This is a genomic window from Nostoc sphaeroides (assembly GCF_003443655.1).
In the GTDB taxonomy this organism is placed as follows: Bacteria; Cyanobacteriota; Cyanobacteriia; order Cyanobacteriales; family Nostocaceae; genus Nostoc; species Nostoc sphaeroides.
The window spans coordinates 5,295,001-5,310,808 of sequence record NZ_CP031941.1 but is presented as its reverse complement, the minus strand read 5'-3'; the positions used below and the strand labels follow the sequence as shown (position 1 = coordinate 5,310,808).

The 15,808-nt window shown below is 41.2% G+C and carries 14 protein-coding genes, 1 tRNA gene and 1 rRNA gene (1 of these 16 cut by a window edge); 6 read left to right on the top strand and 10 right to left on the bottom strand.

Annotated elements, in window-relative coordinates; translation table 11 throughout:
• Window positions 1-9: 9 nt before the first annotated feature.
• The 3 genes from D1367_RS23665 to D1367_RS23655 form a co-directional block, all read right to left on the bottom strand.
• Window positions 10-939, bottom strand: coding sequence for a hypothetical protein (locus tag D1367_RS23665; protein ID WP_118168663.1), 930 nt, complete (start codon window positions 937-939; stop codon window positions 10-12).
• Entirely contained in the window at window positions 926-1,762 is an 837-nt protein-coding gene (locus D1367_RS23660; protein ID WP_118168662.1) for a hypothetical protein, read from the bottom strand. The genes D1367_RS23665 and D1367_RS23660 overlap by 14 nt, the downstream gene beginning before the upstream one ends.
• A gap of 102 nt (window positions 1,763-1,864) precedes the next feature.
• Window positions 1,865-2,368: a hypothetical protein gene (locus D1367_RS23655; RefSeq protein WP_118168660.1), complete on the bottom strand. Its 504-nt coding sequence runs from the start codon at window positions 2,366-2,368 to the stop codon at window positions 1,865-1,867.
• Window positions 2,369-2,758: 390 nt separating this feature from the next.
• Between D1367_RS23655 and D1367_RS23650 the strand changes: the two genes are divergently transcribed.
• The 5 genes from D1367_RS23650 (at window position 2,759) to D1367_RS30195 (ending at window position 7,469) form a co-directional block, all read left to right on the top strand.
• Window positions 2,759-3,544, top strand: a complete 786-nt coding sequence (locus tag D1367_RS23650) for a hypothetical protein (protein WP_118168658.1) — start codon at window positions 2,759-2,761, stop codon at window positions 3,542-3,544.
• Between the two features lie 244 nt (window positions 3,545-3,788).
• On the top strand, window positions 3,789-4,208 hold the full coding sequence (locus D1367_RS23645; protein ID WP_118168657.1) for a GNAT family N-acetyltransferase: 420 nt from the start codon (window positions 3,789-3,791) through the stop codon (window positions 4,206-4,208).
• Entirely contained in the window at window positions 4,208-5,002 is a 795-nt protein-coding gene (locus tag D1367_RS23640; RefSeq protein WP_181984942.1) for an aminotransferase class IV, read from the top strand. Before D1367_RS23645 ends, D1367_RS23640 begins: the two co-directional genes overlap by 1 nt.
• A gap of 113 nt (window positions 5,003-5,115) precedes the next feature.
• The gene (ftsH3, locus tag D1367_RS23635) at window positions 5,116-6,954 is read left to right on the top strand and encodes an ATP-dependent zinc metalloprotease FtsH3 (RefSeq protein WP_118168655.1); all 1,839 of its coding nucleotides are present in this window, start codon (window positions 5,116-5,118) and stop codon (window positions 6,952-6,954) included.
• Window positions 6,955-7,289: 335 nt separating this feature from the next.
• Complete coding sequence (locus D1367_RS30195; protein WP_147337392.1) at window positions 7,290-7,469, top strand: hypothetical protein; 180 nt, start codon at window positions 7,290-7,292, stop codon at window positions 7,467-7,469.
• A 161-nt stretch (window positions 7,470-7,630) separates the two neighbouring features.
• Here the strand turns inward: D1367_RS30195 and D1367_RS23630 are convergent, their stop codons facing one another.
• From D1367_RS23630 to rsmA, 7 genes are all read right to left on the bottom strand, one after another.
• Window positions 7,631-7,849 carry a hypothetical protein gene (locus D1367_RS23630; RefSeq protein ID WP_100902982.1) on the bottom strand — a complete coding sequence of 73 codons (219 nt, stop codon included), beginning with the start codon at window positions 7,847-7,849 and terminating at the stop codon, window positions 7,631-7,633.
• Window positions 7,850-8,248: 399 nt separating this feature from the next.
• Window positions 8,249-9,430 carry a low temperature requirement protein A gene (locus D1367_RS23625; protein WP_118168653.1) on the bottom strand — a complete coding sequence of 394 codons (1,182 nt, stop codon included), beginning with the start codon at window positions 9,428-9,430 and terminating at the stop codon, window positions 8,249-8,251.
• A 457-nt stretch (window positions 9,431-9,887) separates the two neighbouring features.
• Window positions 9,888-9,959, bottom strand: a tRNA-Gly gene (locus tag D1367_RS23620).
• 163 nt (window positions 9,960-10,122) lie between these two features.
• Entirely contained in the window at window positions 10,123-10,740 is a 618-nt protein-coding gene (locus D1367_RS23615; RefSeq protein WP_118171630.1) for a sporulation/spore germination protein, read from the bottom strand.
• A gap of 722 nt (window positions 10,741-11,462) precedes the next feature.
• On the bottom strand, window positions 11,463-11,792 hold the full coding sequence (locus tag D1367_RS23605) for a DUF3082 domain-containing protein (protein WP_118168651.1): 330 nt from the start codon (window positions 11,790-11,792) through the stop codon (window positions 11,463-11,465).
• A gap of 79 nt (window positions 11,793-11,871) precedes the next feature.
• Entirely contained in the window at window positions 11,872-12,822 is a 951-nt protein-coding gene (gene ispE / locus D1367_RS23600; protein WP_118168649.1) for a 4-(cytidine 5'-diphospho)-2-C-methyl-D-erythritol kinase, read from the bottom strand.
• Window positions 12,823-12,914: 92 nt separating this feature from the next.
• A complete protein-coding gene (gene rsmA / locus D1367_RS23595; RefSeq protein WP_118168647.1) occupies window positions 12,915-13,757 on the bottom strand; it encodes a 16S rRNA (adenine(1518)-N(6)/adenine(1519)-N(6))-dimethyltransferase RsmA in 843 nt (280 codons plus the stop codon).
• A 680-nt stretch (window positions 13,758-14,437) separates the two neighbouring features.
• Here rsmA and D1367_RS23590 point away from each other — a divergent pair.
• Window positions 14,438-15,808: ribosomal RNA gene (locus tag D1367_RS23590) — 16S ribosomal RNA — on the top strand (it continues 120 nt past the right edge of the window).

Sequence of the window (15,808 nt, the reverse complement as noted above, 5' to 3'; positions counted from 1 at the left end):
CGGCAACTTTCAAGCTAGTAACCAACGCATAAAACATTTACCAATTTGCCCCAGTATCAAACTAAAAAGCTTTTGTAATAGCAGCCCAAGTAGTGAGAAACACAGCAAAAATAAGAAATTAGTGGGAGTAAAAATAAAAATACTGGAAGTGACACAAGTTAGTCCCCACGCCAGCCAATTTCGATATTGAGAACTAATAGAAGTCCATTTCGGAAGTTGATTAACAAGCCAATAGCGAATAGTAGCAAATACAAAAAATGTTACTAACCCAGCAAGTATTGATAATGAAATTGCTAAATGTAAATTCCCAACAAAAAAAGCAGCAGGAAACAGTGAAGCTAGCTCCCAAGCAAATAGATTTAATTTAGTCCGAAAACTGTTTAGTATTTGCTCAATAAGCCAATAATGCACATAAACAATATTTAAACACTCAGGAGTTGGGATAAAGTCACTCCTGATTTTGTGAAATATATCGCCATAAAATAAGACATTGCTTTGTAAGACAATATCTTGTTCTTGCCAAAAATATAAAGCTGATGTTTCTTTTTGATAATAAGAATTAAAAGTGAGTCCATACTGTAATATAGATTTATTTTTTAATGCTTTACTCCACAATAATCTAATAAAATTTACTATAAAAGTATTATCAAAAATTGGAAAGTTTTTTTTAGGAATTACTAAATTATTCCTAAAAGCAATATTATCACTAAAGCAGCTGTAGTACCAAAGATAAGCTAGTAATTTTGGCGGAATGTACAGAGAGCAGCCTATTTCTCGTGCTTGCTCAATTTGTTTTAGAACTGCCTTATTTAAATAAAAACTATACTGTCCTGGTTCAACCTTAATTTTCAGTTCAATAGAGATGCCTTGAGGGATTTGCACAAAGAAAGATAGTTGAACATCAGCTTGATTATCTGTGTGTGTTTTATAAGCGTTCATTTCGGGATAATTTTGCAATATTTTGGACAATATTAATCAGAAAATCTAGTGTTCCACGCCACTGTTTTTCTCCAGCAACTATCCCTTCATTATGTATTTTTAGGATTAAATCTCTATCAACTTCAGTTAATTCAAATACTTTTTTATGGTAACGACTGATAATATCTCCGTCTAATTGCATAACAGTTTGAGCATAAATAATATCAACATCTACACTGGTAATATCACCACCATTAAGTGCAGCTTTAAGCTCAGACATTTTTCGCAGGGTACGAAGAAATTTACCATTATTCAAAAGTTCTTCAATCTCTTGCAACCTTTGCCGCAAAGTTTTTTGATTATTATCTTCTTGAACTGCAACAGGAGTTGGAGCAGGTAATATTGGTCGAGCTAACTTTATGTATTCCTCATCAGTTGGAACAATATTTGCTTTATGTTCCACCTGATATTTAAGACGTTGCTGATATTGTATGATCCTGGGGTCTGGCTCATTATCATTACTTTGTTCAAGGAGAATGTAAAAATATTCTCTTTCAAGTTGCGAAAATAGACTTGTATAACGGTTGCGTAGCTCTTGAGCTTGAGTTTTTTCTGGTTCTGGGAAATCGTCTGGATTTGGAATTCCTTTGGTACTAAAGTAGTCTTTGTCATTTATTGAATAAATATCTTCATACGCTTGCCAAGCATTAAACTTTGCACCAGTAATTTGATCCACAACCATCGTATTTACTTCTAAAGCTGTAATATCATCGACTAATCCATGTACAGATGAGACTAGTTTCTCTAGCAAATCTTTGGCTTGTTCTTGAATTTTGTTAGGCATAGTAATAACCTCCTTAATTTTTCTAAAGCAAATTTACCTACAGGTTTGGACAAGTTCATATCCTGTAGGTATTTTAGTGTGACTATTAATAAATAAAAACTACTATGGACGGGATGGTGATTGTTGTGAAGTTTTGCGAGATTTGATGATTTCTATAAAAAATCCATATAACTTCTGCAAACTTTCTATATTTTTTTGCATAATCTCCCGACTTTCTTTGATTTGACTTAGATGAAATTCACGAAGTTCTATATATGGGCCACTACCAACAAATTGACTACCCACTTCATTATTTATATCACCATCAATTAGATTAATTACGGTGTACATTCTATTACCTGGTTGAGCAACTTGTTGTTGTGGTTGTTCTAAATGAGTAGGGAAGTCTGGAACCCAAGTGGTGATTTCTAATTCAACAACTTCAACGATTGCTATTTTAATAGCATCAATAACATCATCAATATTAAATCCTTCTCCTTTAGTGTTCAGCTTCTTAACTTTTCTTTTAAATTCACTACTTGGTTTGCTAAGTTGACTATTATTTTCTCCATTTTCGATAGATTGTCCATTACTTTCCGTGTTTTCGTTAAGAATATTATTCACCATGATATTTTAGAGGTTACAAATTTAACTATAAACAAAATACAATTTTAGGTTATGTCAACAATTACAAGGCTTTTACTTAATAAAAGTAACTAAACTCAAAACAACTTAATGATTGAAGAAGTTTTTTCTAAAGAAAAGTAAAGTTGTAATTTCTCCCTACTTGTACACAAATAAACCTAAAGTATATCTCCGAGAACAGGCAGAAAAAGTATAAATTAATACTTTGTGTATTTTTGCACCGCTAAAAGGGTTGGGGCTGTTCTTGTTAGGTCTGTATTGCACTCAACCGAAAAGCGCTATAGCAAAACGTAGACGCGCAAGTGCAGGCTGACTTTTCCTATATCGCTATGTATACAATGATATGACTGTGATGATAAAGACAAGGAAAATATGTTGTTATTTCGTCAAACTTTTGCTACACCTTTTGTAATTTGTCTGTGTATTTTAGGAGTTGGCTTGATTCAATCCCCCCAATTGCAAAAACTAATAACTAGCAAGCAATCTGCGTCTATAGAAACTTTAGAGAAAGAAATAAAAGCTGAGAATATCCGTCTTAATTTTCTCAAAAAAATGCCTAGTTTTGGTTATGATAATTTCATTGCAGATTTGGTATATCTTAACTTTTTACAATATTTCGGAGATGATCAAGTTCGGGATAAAACAGGTTACAGTTTAAGCCCAGAATATTTTGAAGTAATTCTAGAACGTGACCCGCGATTTTTAGCAGCGTATCGCAGTCTTTCTATCAGTACTTCATTGTATGCTGCCATGCCAGAACGTGCGATCGCACTATCAGAGAAAGGCTTAAAATCACTATCTCCCTCAGTTCCCGAAAAGTCTTATTATATATGGCGTTATAAAGGAGTTGATGAGTTATTATTTTTAGGCAACGCTAAAGCAGCCGAACAGTCTTTTGCAACGGCGGCAAACTGGGCTAGTAACTTTTCAGATCCAGAAAGTCAGATGATCGCTCATACTTCTCAAAAAACTGCTGAATTTCTGAGTCGAAATCCCAACAGCAAATATGCTCAAATTTCTACCTGGGCAATAGTTTTAAATAATCAAGTTGATCAGAAAACTCAAAAACGCGCAATTAGAGAGATTGAAGCTTTGGGAGGAAAAGTTATTACAACTCCTGAAGGTACTAAAAAAATTATATTTCCCCCCAAAGATTAAATTATTATTTATAACGGGTTGCTGTAAGTGTAGTAGAGAATTATATTCGCCCAATTGTTTTAAAACTCTCTCCCATGATTAGACCTCTTGTACAAATGCCAAATTTGCCCTCATCCCCCAACCCCTTCTCCCAATTTTGGGAGAAGGGGAGCCAATTTAAAAGTCCCTCTTCCAAGCTTGGGAGAGGGATTTAGGGTGAGGGTTTTTGATTCATGCAAGAAGTCTATTGAGTGAGGTAATAGCGATGTCAATACAATTAGCAGAATCTGAATTTAAAATATTAGGGTGTTTTCCTGTTATTTGCCAATTGCGCCCTTATCTTGAGTCGGCTAAGTTTGTAGAACAAGTTCGATATCAAATGAAAGAAGGATATAAACTTGCATTCTTAGAAGTAGAGCAGCAAGCTGTAGCAGTCGCTGTATTTCGCATTTCTACTTCTTTAGCATCGGGAAAATTCTTATACATTGATGATTTAGTTGTTGATGAGTTCAAACGGTCAAATAGCTATGGAAAACAGTTATTTCAATGGCTAATTGAATATGCCAAAAATCATGACTGTAAACATCTGAGTCTTGATTCTGGTGTTCAGCAATTTGCAGCCCACAGATTTTATCTCATGCAGCGTATGAGCATTACAAGTCATCACTTTTCAATGGAATTGTAATGACAAATAATATTTATTGGTATAACGGCAAATTAATTCGCTCCCAAACCCTAGAATTAAACATTAACGATCCGGGTTTACTTTATGGGGCGACTGTTTTTACAACATTGCGGATTTATCAGAACTCGCTAGATAGTAATTTAACTAATTGGCAAGCACACTGCGATCGCTTACTTTTCTCAGTACAATCTTTTGGTTGGCAGCAACCAGATTGGAACCGTCTACGTCAAGGCGCTCAACTTCTCTTAGCCCACTTCCCCGTTCTCAGAATTACCCTCTTTCCCGATGGACGGGAGTGGATAACTGGCAGATTATTACCACAAGATTTGACAGAAAAACAAAATAATGGTATTTTATGCGCTGTTGCCAGTTCGGAATTTTATCGTTCTCTCCCCTCTCATAAAACTGGAAACTATTTGAGTGCTTGGTTAGCAAAAACTAGTGTAGATGCTCAAGAAGCAATATTAGTTGATACTCAAGGAAATTGGCTAGAAACCAGCACAGGCAACCTTTGGGGATGGTGCGATCGCAGTTGGTACACGCCACCAATAAAGGCCGGAATTTTGCCGGGAATTGGGCGATCGCAACTTGTAAACTGGTTGCAAAACCACCAGATGCCAGTGCGGGAAGAACCTTGGAGCGTGGAGTTAGTGCAGGGGTTTGAAGCGATCGCCTACACTAATAGTGTGGTAGAAATTATTCCCATTCATACCGTTCATCAGCCTTCAGGGTCGCTACAATATAATCCCTACCATCAAAGTTTTCAGCTAATAAAGGAGCTTTTTTTAGCATGACAGCCACGCCAAATTTGTTATATCTTAAGATAAGTTAACATAATTCTTAATAATCACCTTTGTGATCAGAGACGCTAGGCGACCGCGCAAAAAATACCGGAGGATAGACCTTAGTGAATAAAAGATGGAGAAATGCAGGGCTGTACGCGCTGCTGTTTATTGTCGTCATTGCGCTGGGAACAGCATTTTTTGACAAACAACCCCAAAGCAGAGAGACATGGCGATATAGCCAGTTTATTCAAGAAGTTCAACAAGGCGGAGTAGAAAAAGTCAGTTTGAGTGCAGATCGTTCTACAGCACTGGTTACGCCTAAAGACGGTGCTAAACGGATTGTTACCTTAGTCAACGATCCAGACCTGATCAATACTTTGACTTCTAAAGGCGTTGATATTTCTGTATTGCCCCAAACCGATGAAGGATTTTGGTTTAAGGCACTGAGCAGCTTATTTTTTCCTGTATTGCTTTTGGTTGGCTTATTCTTCTTACTACGTCGCGCTCAAAGTGGCCCAGGTAGCCAAGCGATGAACTTTGGCAAATCCAAAGCCAGAGTGCAAATGGAACCCCAAACTCAGGTGACATTTGGCGATGTTGCTGGTATTGACCAAGCCAAGTTGGAATTAAACGAAGTTGTAGACTTTCTGAAAAACGCCGATCGCTTTACTGCCGTTGGTGCAAAAATTCCTAAAGGTGTACTGTTAGTTGGCCCTCCTGGTACTGGTAAAACCCTCCTAGCTCGTGCCGTAGCAGGTGAAGCAGGTGTACCCTTCTTCTCAATCTCCGGTTCAGAATTTGTCGAAATGTTCGTAGGTGTGGGTGCGTCCCGCGTCCGCGATTTATTTGAACAAGCTAAAACTAATGCTCCTTGTATCGTCTTCATCGATGAAATTGACGCCGTAGGTCGTCAACGGGGTGCCGGTTTAGGTGGTGGTAACGATGAGCGGGAACAAACCCTCAACCAGTTGCTCACCGAAATGGACGGCTTTGAAGGCAATACAGGCATCATCATTATTGCCGCTACCAACCGTCCTGATGTCCTAGATGCAGCCTTATTGCGTCCTGGTCGCTTTGACCGTCAAGTTGTGGTAGACCGTCCCGACTATGCCGGACGCAGCGAAATTCTCAAGGTTCACGCCCGTGGCAAAACCTTGGCGAAAGATGTGGATTTGGATAAAATCGCCCGTCGTACCCCTGGATTTACTGGCGCAGATTTATCCAACCTATTGAATGAAGCCGCAATTCTAGCAGCCCGCCGGAATTTGACTGAAATTTCAATGGACGAAATCAACGACGCGATCGATCGCGTGTTAGCTGGGCCAGAGAAGAAAGACCGGGTAATGAGCGAAAAGCGCAAAACCTTGGTGGCATATCACGAAGCTGGTCACGCCTTAGTTGGTGCTTTGATGCCTGACTATGACCCAGTACAGAAGATTAGCATCATTCCTCGCGGTCGTGCAGGTGGTTTAACGTGGTTTACCCCCAGCGAAGACCGGATGGATACTGGTTTATACAGCCGCGCTTATCTGGAAAATCAGATGGCTGTAGCTTTGGGTGGTCGAATTGCTGAAGAATTAATCTTTGGTGAAGAAGAAGTTACCACTGGTGCTTCTAATGACCTCCAACAAGTAGCACGGGTTGCCCGTCAGATGATCACCAGATTTGGCATGAGCGATCGCTTAGGCCCTGTTGCTCTTGGTCGTCAACAAGGTAACATGTTCCTGGGACGAGATATCATGTCAGAGCGTGATTTCTCTGAAGAAACCGCCGCCGCCATCGATGAAGAAGTCCGCAAACTTGTGGATGTAGCCTATACACGCGCTAAAGAAGTGTTGGTGCGTAACCGCCACATTTTAGATCAGATAGCGCAAATGCTGGTTGATAAAGAAACAGTAGACGCTGAAGAGTTGCAAGAAATTCTGTCGAATAACGATGTGACAACCGCAGCCTTTGCTTAATTTAATCAGTAGTTAGGAGTTAAGAATAATTCCTAACTCGTAATTTTCAAAAAAGCCCGGTCATAAAGACCGGGCTTTTAATATGGGGTTATATACCCCGAAGGTTTCGTTATAGAGTTTCAGTATAAATCGCTTGTCTGATAGAGACTACCACTTGAGCATAATCAATTCCGGAAAATTAGAACAACTTTTTTAGATACACCAAAGTAAAAAAGCTAGAACTCTGACTTCAAAAGGAAAAAGATACAATCTAGCTACAATTTAATAAGTCTGGATGGTAAAAAAATCACCCTAGTTTGCTTAAAGCCTTACTAGCTATGTCATAGGCACATCGAATGTACTGGTTTTCGGGGCTGATATGGCAATTTAACCCGAATCTACCAGCGATGTCTACGACGGGCTACGCCTACGTGCCAGATGGATTTTTAAGCCTGGGAGTCGAGCAATTTTTTGGTGAAAATCTCCGCCTCTGTTATGAAATTTGGGAACAAGAAAAATTTCCCATAAGTAGCTAAACAAAATTAATTACACAAAATTAAGCTATGAAACCCTTATCTGCACTAGAATCTCATGTGTAAATAATTCTGTGCGATTACTTATTGTTACTGGAGATAAGTTTCCTAATCTTGACATGACTAGCGTTAAAAGTGACCCGATACTCAACCAGTCGCCGATCTTAAACTCTAGATGTCGGTTTCAAAAATAGCCACGCCACAAAGAACGTAGCGGCTGTGAATATTTGCGTCAAATCCAAAGCAGATAGATAGCCATCCGCAAATGAAGCAATACTGCGATCGGTAATGCCGAATACCCAGGATGACAATCCAAACAGCCAGATTCCATTCTTGAGATTTCCGACGAATTCCTTAGAGTCTGATGGTTCTTTGTCTTTCATGATCTTCTGTTGTATTAGTGAAAAATTTGATGATTGATGCGAAGTACTTGCCATTAAGAATTTTTTCTGACTCCTGACGCTGAATTTACACTTCCTATTAATAATATTAATAAATATTTCACCTACTTGACTTCATTGCCCAAAGGTACATCATCTAATGATGACATTCCTCCTTTGGTTCTGCCACCTCCGATAGACGGCAATGTGTTGAGTTCTCAGCTTTACAAGGTCAGGTTTCAATACTGAGATTACATAATCTTTAAATAACTATATGAATATTTATTTATGTTTTATTTAAAATATTTCGTAGGATAGATGCTTTACAGATAAATCCTCAGATTTAAATTGCGTGGATACATAGTAGTAGCACATCTCTGTGCGCTACTACTACGCTAGAAGCTAGATTTCTGGGTCAACCAAGCGGGTAGTGGGACGACTCTGATATAAATCTTGAACGACTTGGATAGCAGAAACTACAGCTACAAGGGCAATGACTGCAACAGGTAACAAACCTTTGCCAAAGATAGCGATCGCTACCAGCATGACTGCACCTCCAAGTCGATACTGGGAACGGATTTTGCAATAACGAATCACCCCAAATCTGTGGAGAATACTGACAGCTAGAGAGCATAATGCTACTGAACCACAGATGAGCGATCGCTGGGAATCGGGTAGTGCTAAAGTTGGCTCACTCAACAAAATTTGTTCTACACCAACTCCAGCAGCAGCAATCCCAATCACTAGCGGTAAATGGGTGTAGAGCCAGAGATTGACAACACCAACTTTTCCATGAGTCCGCGCCATCTCAATAGGTTTACCACCCAAATTATCAAAATAGACCCACCACCAGCTAAAGGCGATAATTAGACCAAACACGCCAGAAATTACAGTTAAAGTATCCCATTTCTGCTCAGAAACACCATTGACTACTGCAATGATTGCTTCACCCAAGACAATAATGGTAAATAGCCCGAAACGTTCCGGTAAGTGGGAGGCGTGGGGAAGTAACCCGATCTGAAACTTACGTCCTGTTAGAGGTGTAGCAAAGTCAATAATGATTCCCAACGTCCAAAATCCGAACCGCCAAGGGATGGGTATAGATGCTGATATTAACCAAAGCAAGGCTGCGATCGCAAAACCAATAGCGTAGCGAGTAGTCAAAGGACGCGCTGAAGGGATATGTCTTCCAGCACGGACATACTCTATTACCAGCACAATTCGACCGAGAGCATAGGAAATCGCAAAACCAGGGGAACTCTCACCCAAACCGTGGTGGATGTTAATAGCCATCGCTGCTGCTGTCAGCATCTGTATACCAATCAGCAGCCTATGTCCCACATCATCGCTGTCAAAGCGGTTAGCATAGAATGTGGTACCAATCCATGACCACCAAACTGGTATAAATAAAACTACAAACCCAAATAATCCTAATAAAGAGATATCCTCGTTGAGATTGTGGGCGAGTTGAGAAACTGCAACCACAAAAACCAAATCATAAAACAGTTCCAGCCAAGTGGCGCGTCGTTCTTCTTCAGTGTCTTCACCAATGCGTAACCTTGGTGGTTGGAGAAAATTTGCCATAGTGCTAATTGCGAATCGCTAATTGTTTTTTACCATTAGCTGTCATCCATTAGCGAGTGCGTAAACATTTCTGCGTAAATTCCTAAAAACCTGCTGAAAAATTCCAATAGAAATATTCAGTCTATTAAACGTCAGTCCTTTATCAGCAACCTGTAGTATGTGCAGTCTAACGCTCTTTTATGACTCTGATGAAAGAAAAAAAATGTAGGTCGGGTTGAACTTTAGTAAAACCCAACAAAACCAAGGATTTTTCGTGTTGGGTTTCGTTCCTCAACCCAACCTACTCGTAAATTTATCAAAGCCTTAACAATCAAGGGTTATGAATTTTTATTTAACGAGAGTAATAGAAGAGCGCTAATAACCATGCCCGCAGGGTCTTAAAGTCTGGCTCAACAAATATCATAGGCAAGTATACCAACAGAAGCAATCACATAGTTAGCTTAGGTTCTGATTTTAAAGCGGGCGATGGGACTCGAACCCACGACGTTCACCATGGGAAGGTGACATTCTACCACTGAATTACACCCGCGAATTGCTGCCATAAACTTAGGACTAAAATCAATAATACCACTATTTCCAGCTGTTTTAAATTGGCTAGAACATAGTTTTCGCAATTATTGATGCATCAGTCCTGTGGCTTTTCAAATTGGAAAATCTGTTTAGCTAATGACGGCACTTACTACCATATTTAACTAAAGAACAATGTCTTCACCTCGCTCGGTAAAGCGAACCTCTTTAATATTCCATTGGGCATTACTTGTTAGGGTTTTGCGGAGACTGCCAAACAAAGCAAACTGTTCACAACTAGAAAGAGAAGCTATTTGTCGCTTTGAATCAGGGGATATTCGCAAATCAACTGTAGCAATGCCATCTTTGATATTGACACGATACCCAGACAAGCTCAAGTCGCTTGTATCTCGTTTTTCTAAAATTTTACTCACTACATTTGTCACTGGTTCCTCAGCTGGTACTGAAACCTTTTCTGGAATGAGTTCTTGACATTGGGTATCACTTGTATACATCGTGACGTTGGTATTTTTGCTAGTGACAGCTTTAGGAGTTGATGAAGAAGGCGTATTTTCCTTAGGAGATTCTTGATTAGGAGATTTTTCTCTTAATTGAGCTACGCTAGGAATTTGGCTGGGAGCCTGAGACGATGAGCTATTCGTCGGTGTTGTGCTAGGGGATGGCGTTCCACTGTCAATATTAGGAGCAGTGGGGTTAGAACTACAACTGCTGAGGCTGACAACAATTGTCACAAAAATAAGGGGTAAAAAATATCTCTTGGTTGTGTTCATAATTTTGCTCATAAGTGATGTTGCTGCTATTAACTTCAGTGTAACTGGTATCAATTCCACATAGATTTGTGAATATTGAGCCAGTTTATAAAGTGTCAACCCGATAAAGTCGAGGGCTATACTATACACCGAAATTACAACATCTGCTGTTCAAGGAGCGATGTCTGACAACAAGCCGCTTTGCATTTACGCCAATTCCAAAAAGCTTAACCAGAATAAGCAGAGGTGTAGGAAACAAAAATATACTGACCCTTGGTTAAATCAATGTGGTCTATTATCAAAAAATAGCTGTAAGTTTAAGCAGATGATTATCTTACCTAAACCGTCTACTATAGAGCAATACGCTTGGCTTTGTGGAAAATTGTAGGTTGGGTTAAGCTTTAGCGCAACCCAACAAAGTCCCGAAATGTTGGGTTTCGTTCCTCAACCCAACCTACACATTTCAAGGTTTTTGGCGCTAACCCAAGCGTATTGTACTATAGAGGATTTGCTCAGAGCGATCGCACTCCGATAAAAAAAGCAAGCTTTCTTAAGGTATTGGTACGCTACTAACTCTTATCAAGCCGCCCAATCACTACCTTCATCGTTCAACTCTGAGTCCATTTTTCCATCTGTTCCGCAACTACAAGCGGTTTTCAAATTCAGCCTTCCAGAAGCGCGAAGCCACAAGTGATCAAAAATCGTGGTTCGTTAGGAAAACTTGTGTTTTTACGTTGCTGATTAAAAGGAAATTACTAATTTTCACTACTTTTTTGCTTGGTCAACTCCTGCACTAATAATTGCACTCCCAAAGCCAACAAACCAATTGCTACAATACCAAATATCCCGCTTCCTAAAGCAACTACACCGACAACCAGAGTTCTAACAGCAGAAGAAATCCTAATTACCAATGGATTAATTGAATGGAGAGGTTTAGTAGCAAAATTTGTAGCGATCGCAATCATCAGCGAATACATTGCATATCCCATTCCTCCAGAAATAACCGCCCCAGTTAAACAGCGTAAAGGACTCGCTGTTGCCTGTATTTTAGTATCTGTTTGTGGCGTTAAATTTTGGTCACTCATACGATTTTGGATTTTAGATTTTGGATTGGGTCATTAGGAATAATTCTTGTCTATTATGCTTTATTAACGAAAAAATTATTTAAACAGACGATACCACTTTAATTCCATGTGTGATTGTCCGAGTTACAAACAATTCTAAGTCCTTATCAATAATTGCTTCTCTCACTTGTAGCAAAACTAGTTCTGCCTGCTGTTGAGACTCAAAAAGAGCAAATACTGTTGGCCCAGAGCCAGACATCATTGTTCCTAAAACGCCTTCTTGATTTGCAAAAACTTCTCGCAGTTGCAAGACTTGGGGATAGGCTGGCAATACCACGCGCTCCAAATCATTGTGCAGTTTTTGGGCAATTTCTCCCGCATCTTTATCCAGGACAGCTTTTACTATTGCTCCTGAATGAACTGCATTAGCACGCGCTGCCAAGTTGTCGCTATCTCTATAAGAATCACCAAACTGCTCTCGATAGGTTTTGTATGCCCAAGGCGTGGAAACTTCCAGACTGCGGTATTTCCCCAATACTATATATATATTATCTAAACTTGGCAGGGGAGAAAGTTGATCACCCCTACCTGTTGCGATCGCAGTTCCACCCGCTACACAAAATGGTACATCTGAACCAAGTGTGCCCCCCAACTCCTCTAATTCTGGCTGAGTTAATCCCAATTTCCATAATAAATCTATCCCTACTAACACAGCTGCTGCATTTGTCGAACCTCCAGCCAATCCAGCCGCTACAGGAATTTGCTTGTTTATGCTAATCTCCACACCCCCATATTGAGCGAAGGCTTCGGGAAATTGCATTGCCATTAATTCTGCTGCGCGGTAAGCCAGATTACTTTTATCTGTCGGTACTTGTGGGTGGTTGCAGTGAACACGGATGCTGTCAGTGCTGATAGAATGCACATCAATTTGGTCTGCTAGTCCAATACTTTGAAGTATCATGGCTAATTCATGATACCCATCGGGGCGATTACCAATGATTTCCAGATACAAGTTGATTTTGGCAGGGGCAATTAGACTGTAAGAACGCATTTTAAAAGTTGGGGGGAAGAGTTGGTAGTTGGGAATGGGTGAATTTTGAGTTTTGAATCAAAGCAATCATCTAGATATTCACTCTTAACTCCTCACTCCTCACTTTTAACTCCTAACTCATTCGCTAGGATTACCCATTGCTGAACGCTGAGGTCTTCGGCTCTGGCTTGGGGGTTTATTTTTAATTGTTCCAGTAAATGGGTCAGGCGATCGCGTTCTATAACAGATTGCAAATTATTTCGTAACATTTTGCGCTTGGCACCAAACCCCAACTTTAAGAAATTCTCTAACTGTCGAGGATTAAGCGCTGGTATTTCTATTTTTCGGGGACGTAATCGCACCACTGCTGAATCAACTTTTGGCGGTGGTTGGAATGCGGCGGCTGGAACTGTGCAGATTAACTCACACTCAGCCAAATACTGTACCCGCACACTCAACGCCCCAAAAGCTTTTGATCCTGGTTTAGCATACAACCTTTCTGCGACTTCTTTTTGTACCAGCAACACTATAGAGTCAAATGGTTCAGGGTTGGGGTTAGCGATCGTACCCAGTAGTTTCTCAATGATTGGCCCTGTAATGTTGTAGGGAATATTGGCTACTACCTTATTTGGCTTGTGGAAATTGGGAAAGGCTGCCAGATAAGATGGTAAATCTAGAGTGAGAAAATCGCCTTGCAGCAGTAAAAAATTTTCAGTCTTACCAAGCTGCTTTGACAACAGTTGGCATAAGTCGCGGTCTATTTCAACTGCAACCAGAGATTGCACTAAGGGTAATAAACGACGAGTCAGAATGCCGGTTCCGGGGCCAATTTCCAAGATGCGATCGCCTTTGGGGGAGCGATCGCTTTCTGTACACTCTGCTGCTTTAATAATTGCGTCGAGTGCCTTTTCACTTTTGAGCCAATGTTGAGCAAAGACCTTACGCGGTCGGATCATCTGTATTTATTGCCTAGTCTAGTTTTTAGCTTTTTATCAAAAATTCATTATAAATTTTGAAGCCCCTCTACAGCGCTAGACTCACTGTAACGCCTATCTTCTCTTCCAAACGCTCTCTGAACGTAACGGTGGCGATCGCGTAAATGCCCATACAAGCGTCACCTGTAGGATGGGAGTCTTAAACCGCAAGCTCCGCAATAATTATGCTCTTAATATATATAGTTCGGGCATTTGGATTCAGGATAAATGCTCCAGCAAGACTAGCCCCTGCCTTTTTCGATAATCATTACTATAGTTACTCAACTTGCATCAGATCCCATTTAGAGACAAGCAACGTGCATTATTCACATACTCAGGTTTAGCCACTTCGTTCTCGCCTGCCTCATGTTGCTTAACCCATTAACCTGAAAGCAAGTCCAGGCAAGCGATTTGCCCTTCTAGAAAAAAAAATAAATTTACCCCTTGACAAACTAGGGGATGACTAGTTACTCTAGTTAAGTCGGGAAGCGAAAGAACGCAAACGACCGCTGAACCTAAAAAACATAATACTTTGAAAGCTTAAGAAAAAAACCAATCCTCGTCAAAAGATTTTAGTTTTGGGATTTCCCAAAAAGATAATCGAAATTGTAAATAGGATTCTGGAAAATATTTTTTTCAGAGCCACAAACTCGAAACACAACAAAACGGAGAGTTTGATCCTGGCTCAGGATGAACGCTGGCGGTATGCTTAACACATGCAAGTCGAACGAAATCTTCGGATTTAGTGGCGGACGGGTGAGTAACGCGTGAGAATCTGGCTCTAGGTCTGGGACAACCACTGGAAACGGTGGCTAATACTGGATGTGCCTTTCGAGGTGAAAGATTAATTGCCTGGAGATGAGCTCGCGTCTGATTAGCTAGTAGGTGTGGTAAAGGCGCACCTAGGCGACGATCAGTAGCTGGTCTGAGAGGACGATCAGCCACACTGGGACTGAGACACGGCCCAGACTCCTACGGGAGGCAGCAGTGGGGAATTTTCCGCAATGGGCGAAAGCCTGACGGAGCAATACCGCGTGAGGGAGGAAGGCTCTTGGGTCGTAAACCTCTTTTCTCAGGGAAGAAGACAATGACGGTACCTGAGGAATAAGCATCGGCTAACTCCGTGCCAGCAGCCGCGGTAATACGGAGGATGCAAGCGTTATCCGGAATGATTGGGCGTAAAGCGTCCGCAGGTGGCGATGTAAGTCTGCTGTTAAAGAGTCTAGCTCAACTAGATAAGAGCAGTGGAAACTACATAGCTAGAGTACGTTCGGGGCAGAGGGAATTCCTGGTGTAGCGGTGAAATGCGTAGAGATCAGGAAGAACACCAGTGGCGAAGGCGCTCTGCTAGGCCGTAACTGACACTGAGGGACGAAAGCTAGGGGAGCGAATGGGATTAGATACCCCAGTAGTCCTAGCCGTAAACGATGGATACTAGGCGTGGCTTGTATCGACCCGAGCCGTGCCGTAGCTAACGCGTTAAGTATCCCGCCTGGGGAGTACGCCGGCAACGGTGAAACTCAAAGGAATTGACGGGGGCCCGCACAAGCGGTGGAGTATGTGGTTTAATTCGATGCAACGCGAAGAACCTTACCAAGGCTTGACATGTCGCGAATCTTCTTGAAAGGGAAGAGTGCCTTCGGGAGCGCGAACACAGGTGGTGCATGGCTGTCGTCAGCTCGTGTCGTGAGATGTTGGGTTAAGTCCCGCAACGAGCGCAACCCTCGTTTTTAGTTGCCAGCATTAAGTTGGGCACTCTAGAGAGACTGCCGGTGACAAACCGGAGGAAGGTGGGGATGACGTCAAGTCAGCATGCCCCTTACGCCTTGGGCTACACACGTACTACAATGCTCCGGACAGAGGGCAGCAAGATAGCGATGTCAAGCAAATCCCGTAAACCGGAGCTCAGTTCAGATCGCAGGCTGCAACTCGCCTGCGTGAAGGAGGAATCGCTAGTAATTGCAGGTCAGCATACTGCAGTGAATTCGTTCCCGGGCCTTGTACACACCGCCCGTCACACCATGGAAGCTGGT

What these genes read in the sequence shown, in the direction of transcription:
- D1367_RS23665 (WP_118168663.1), bottom strand. Translation starts at nt 939, where the DNA reads ATGAACGCTTATAAAACACACACAGATAATCAAGCTGATGTTCAACTA.
- D1367_RS23660 (WP_118168662.1), bottom strand. Translation starts at nt 1,762, where the DNA reads ATGCCTAACAAAATTCAAGAACAAGCCAAAGATTTGCTAGAGAAACTA.
- D1367_RS23655 (WP_118168660.1), bottom strand. Translation starts at nt 2,368, where the DNA reads ATGGTGAATAATATTCTTAACGAAAACACGGAAAGTAATGGACAATCT.
- D1367_RS23650 (WP_118168658.1), top strand. Translation starts at nt 2,759, where the DNA reads ATGTTGTTATTTCGTCAAACTTTTGCTACACCTTTTGTAATTTGTCTG.
- D1367_RS23645 (WP_118168657.1), top strand. Translation starts at nt 3,789, where the DNA reads ATGTCAATACAATTAGCAGAATCTGAATTTAAAATATTAGGGTGTTTT.
- D1367_RS23640 (WP_181984942.1), top strand. Translation starts at nt 4,208, where the DNA reads ATGACAAATAATATTTATTGGTATAACGGCAAATTAATTCGCTCCCAA.
- D1367_RS30195 (WP_147337392.1), top strand. Translation starts at nt 7,290, where the DNA reads ATGTACTGGTTTTCGGGGCTGATATGGCAATTTAACCCGAATCTACCA.
- D1367_RS23630 (WP_100902982.1), bottom strand. Translation starts at nt 7,849, where the DNA reads ATGAAAGACAAAGAACCATCAGACTCTAAGGAATTCGTCGGAAATCTC.
- D1367_RS23625 (WP_118168653.1), bottom strand. Translation starts at nt 9,430, where the DNA reads ATGGCAAATTTTCTCCAACCACCAAGGTTACGCATTGGTGAAGACACT.
- D1367_RS23615 (WP_118171630.1), bottom strand. Translation starts at nt 10,740, where the DNA reads ATGAGCAAAATTATGAACACAACCAAGAGATATTTTTTACCCCTTATT.
- D1367_RS23605 (WP_118168651.1), bottom strand. Translation starts at nt 11,792, where the DNA reads ATGAGTGACCAAAATTTAACGCCACAAACAGATACTAAAATACAGGCA.
- ispE (WP_118168649.1), bottom strand. Translation starts at nt 12,822, where the DNA reads ATGCGTTCTTACAGTCTAATTGCCCCTGCCAAAATCAACTTGTATCTG.
- rsmA (WP_118168647.1), bottom strand. Translation starts at nt 13,757, where the DNA reads ATGATCCGACCGCGTAAGGTCTTTGCTCAACATTGGCTCAAAAGTGAA.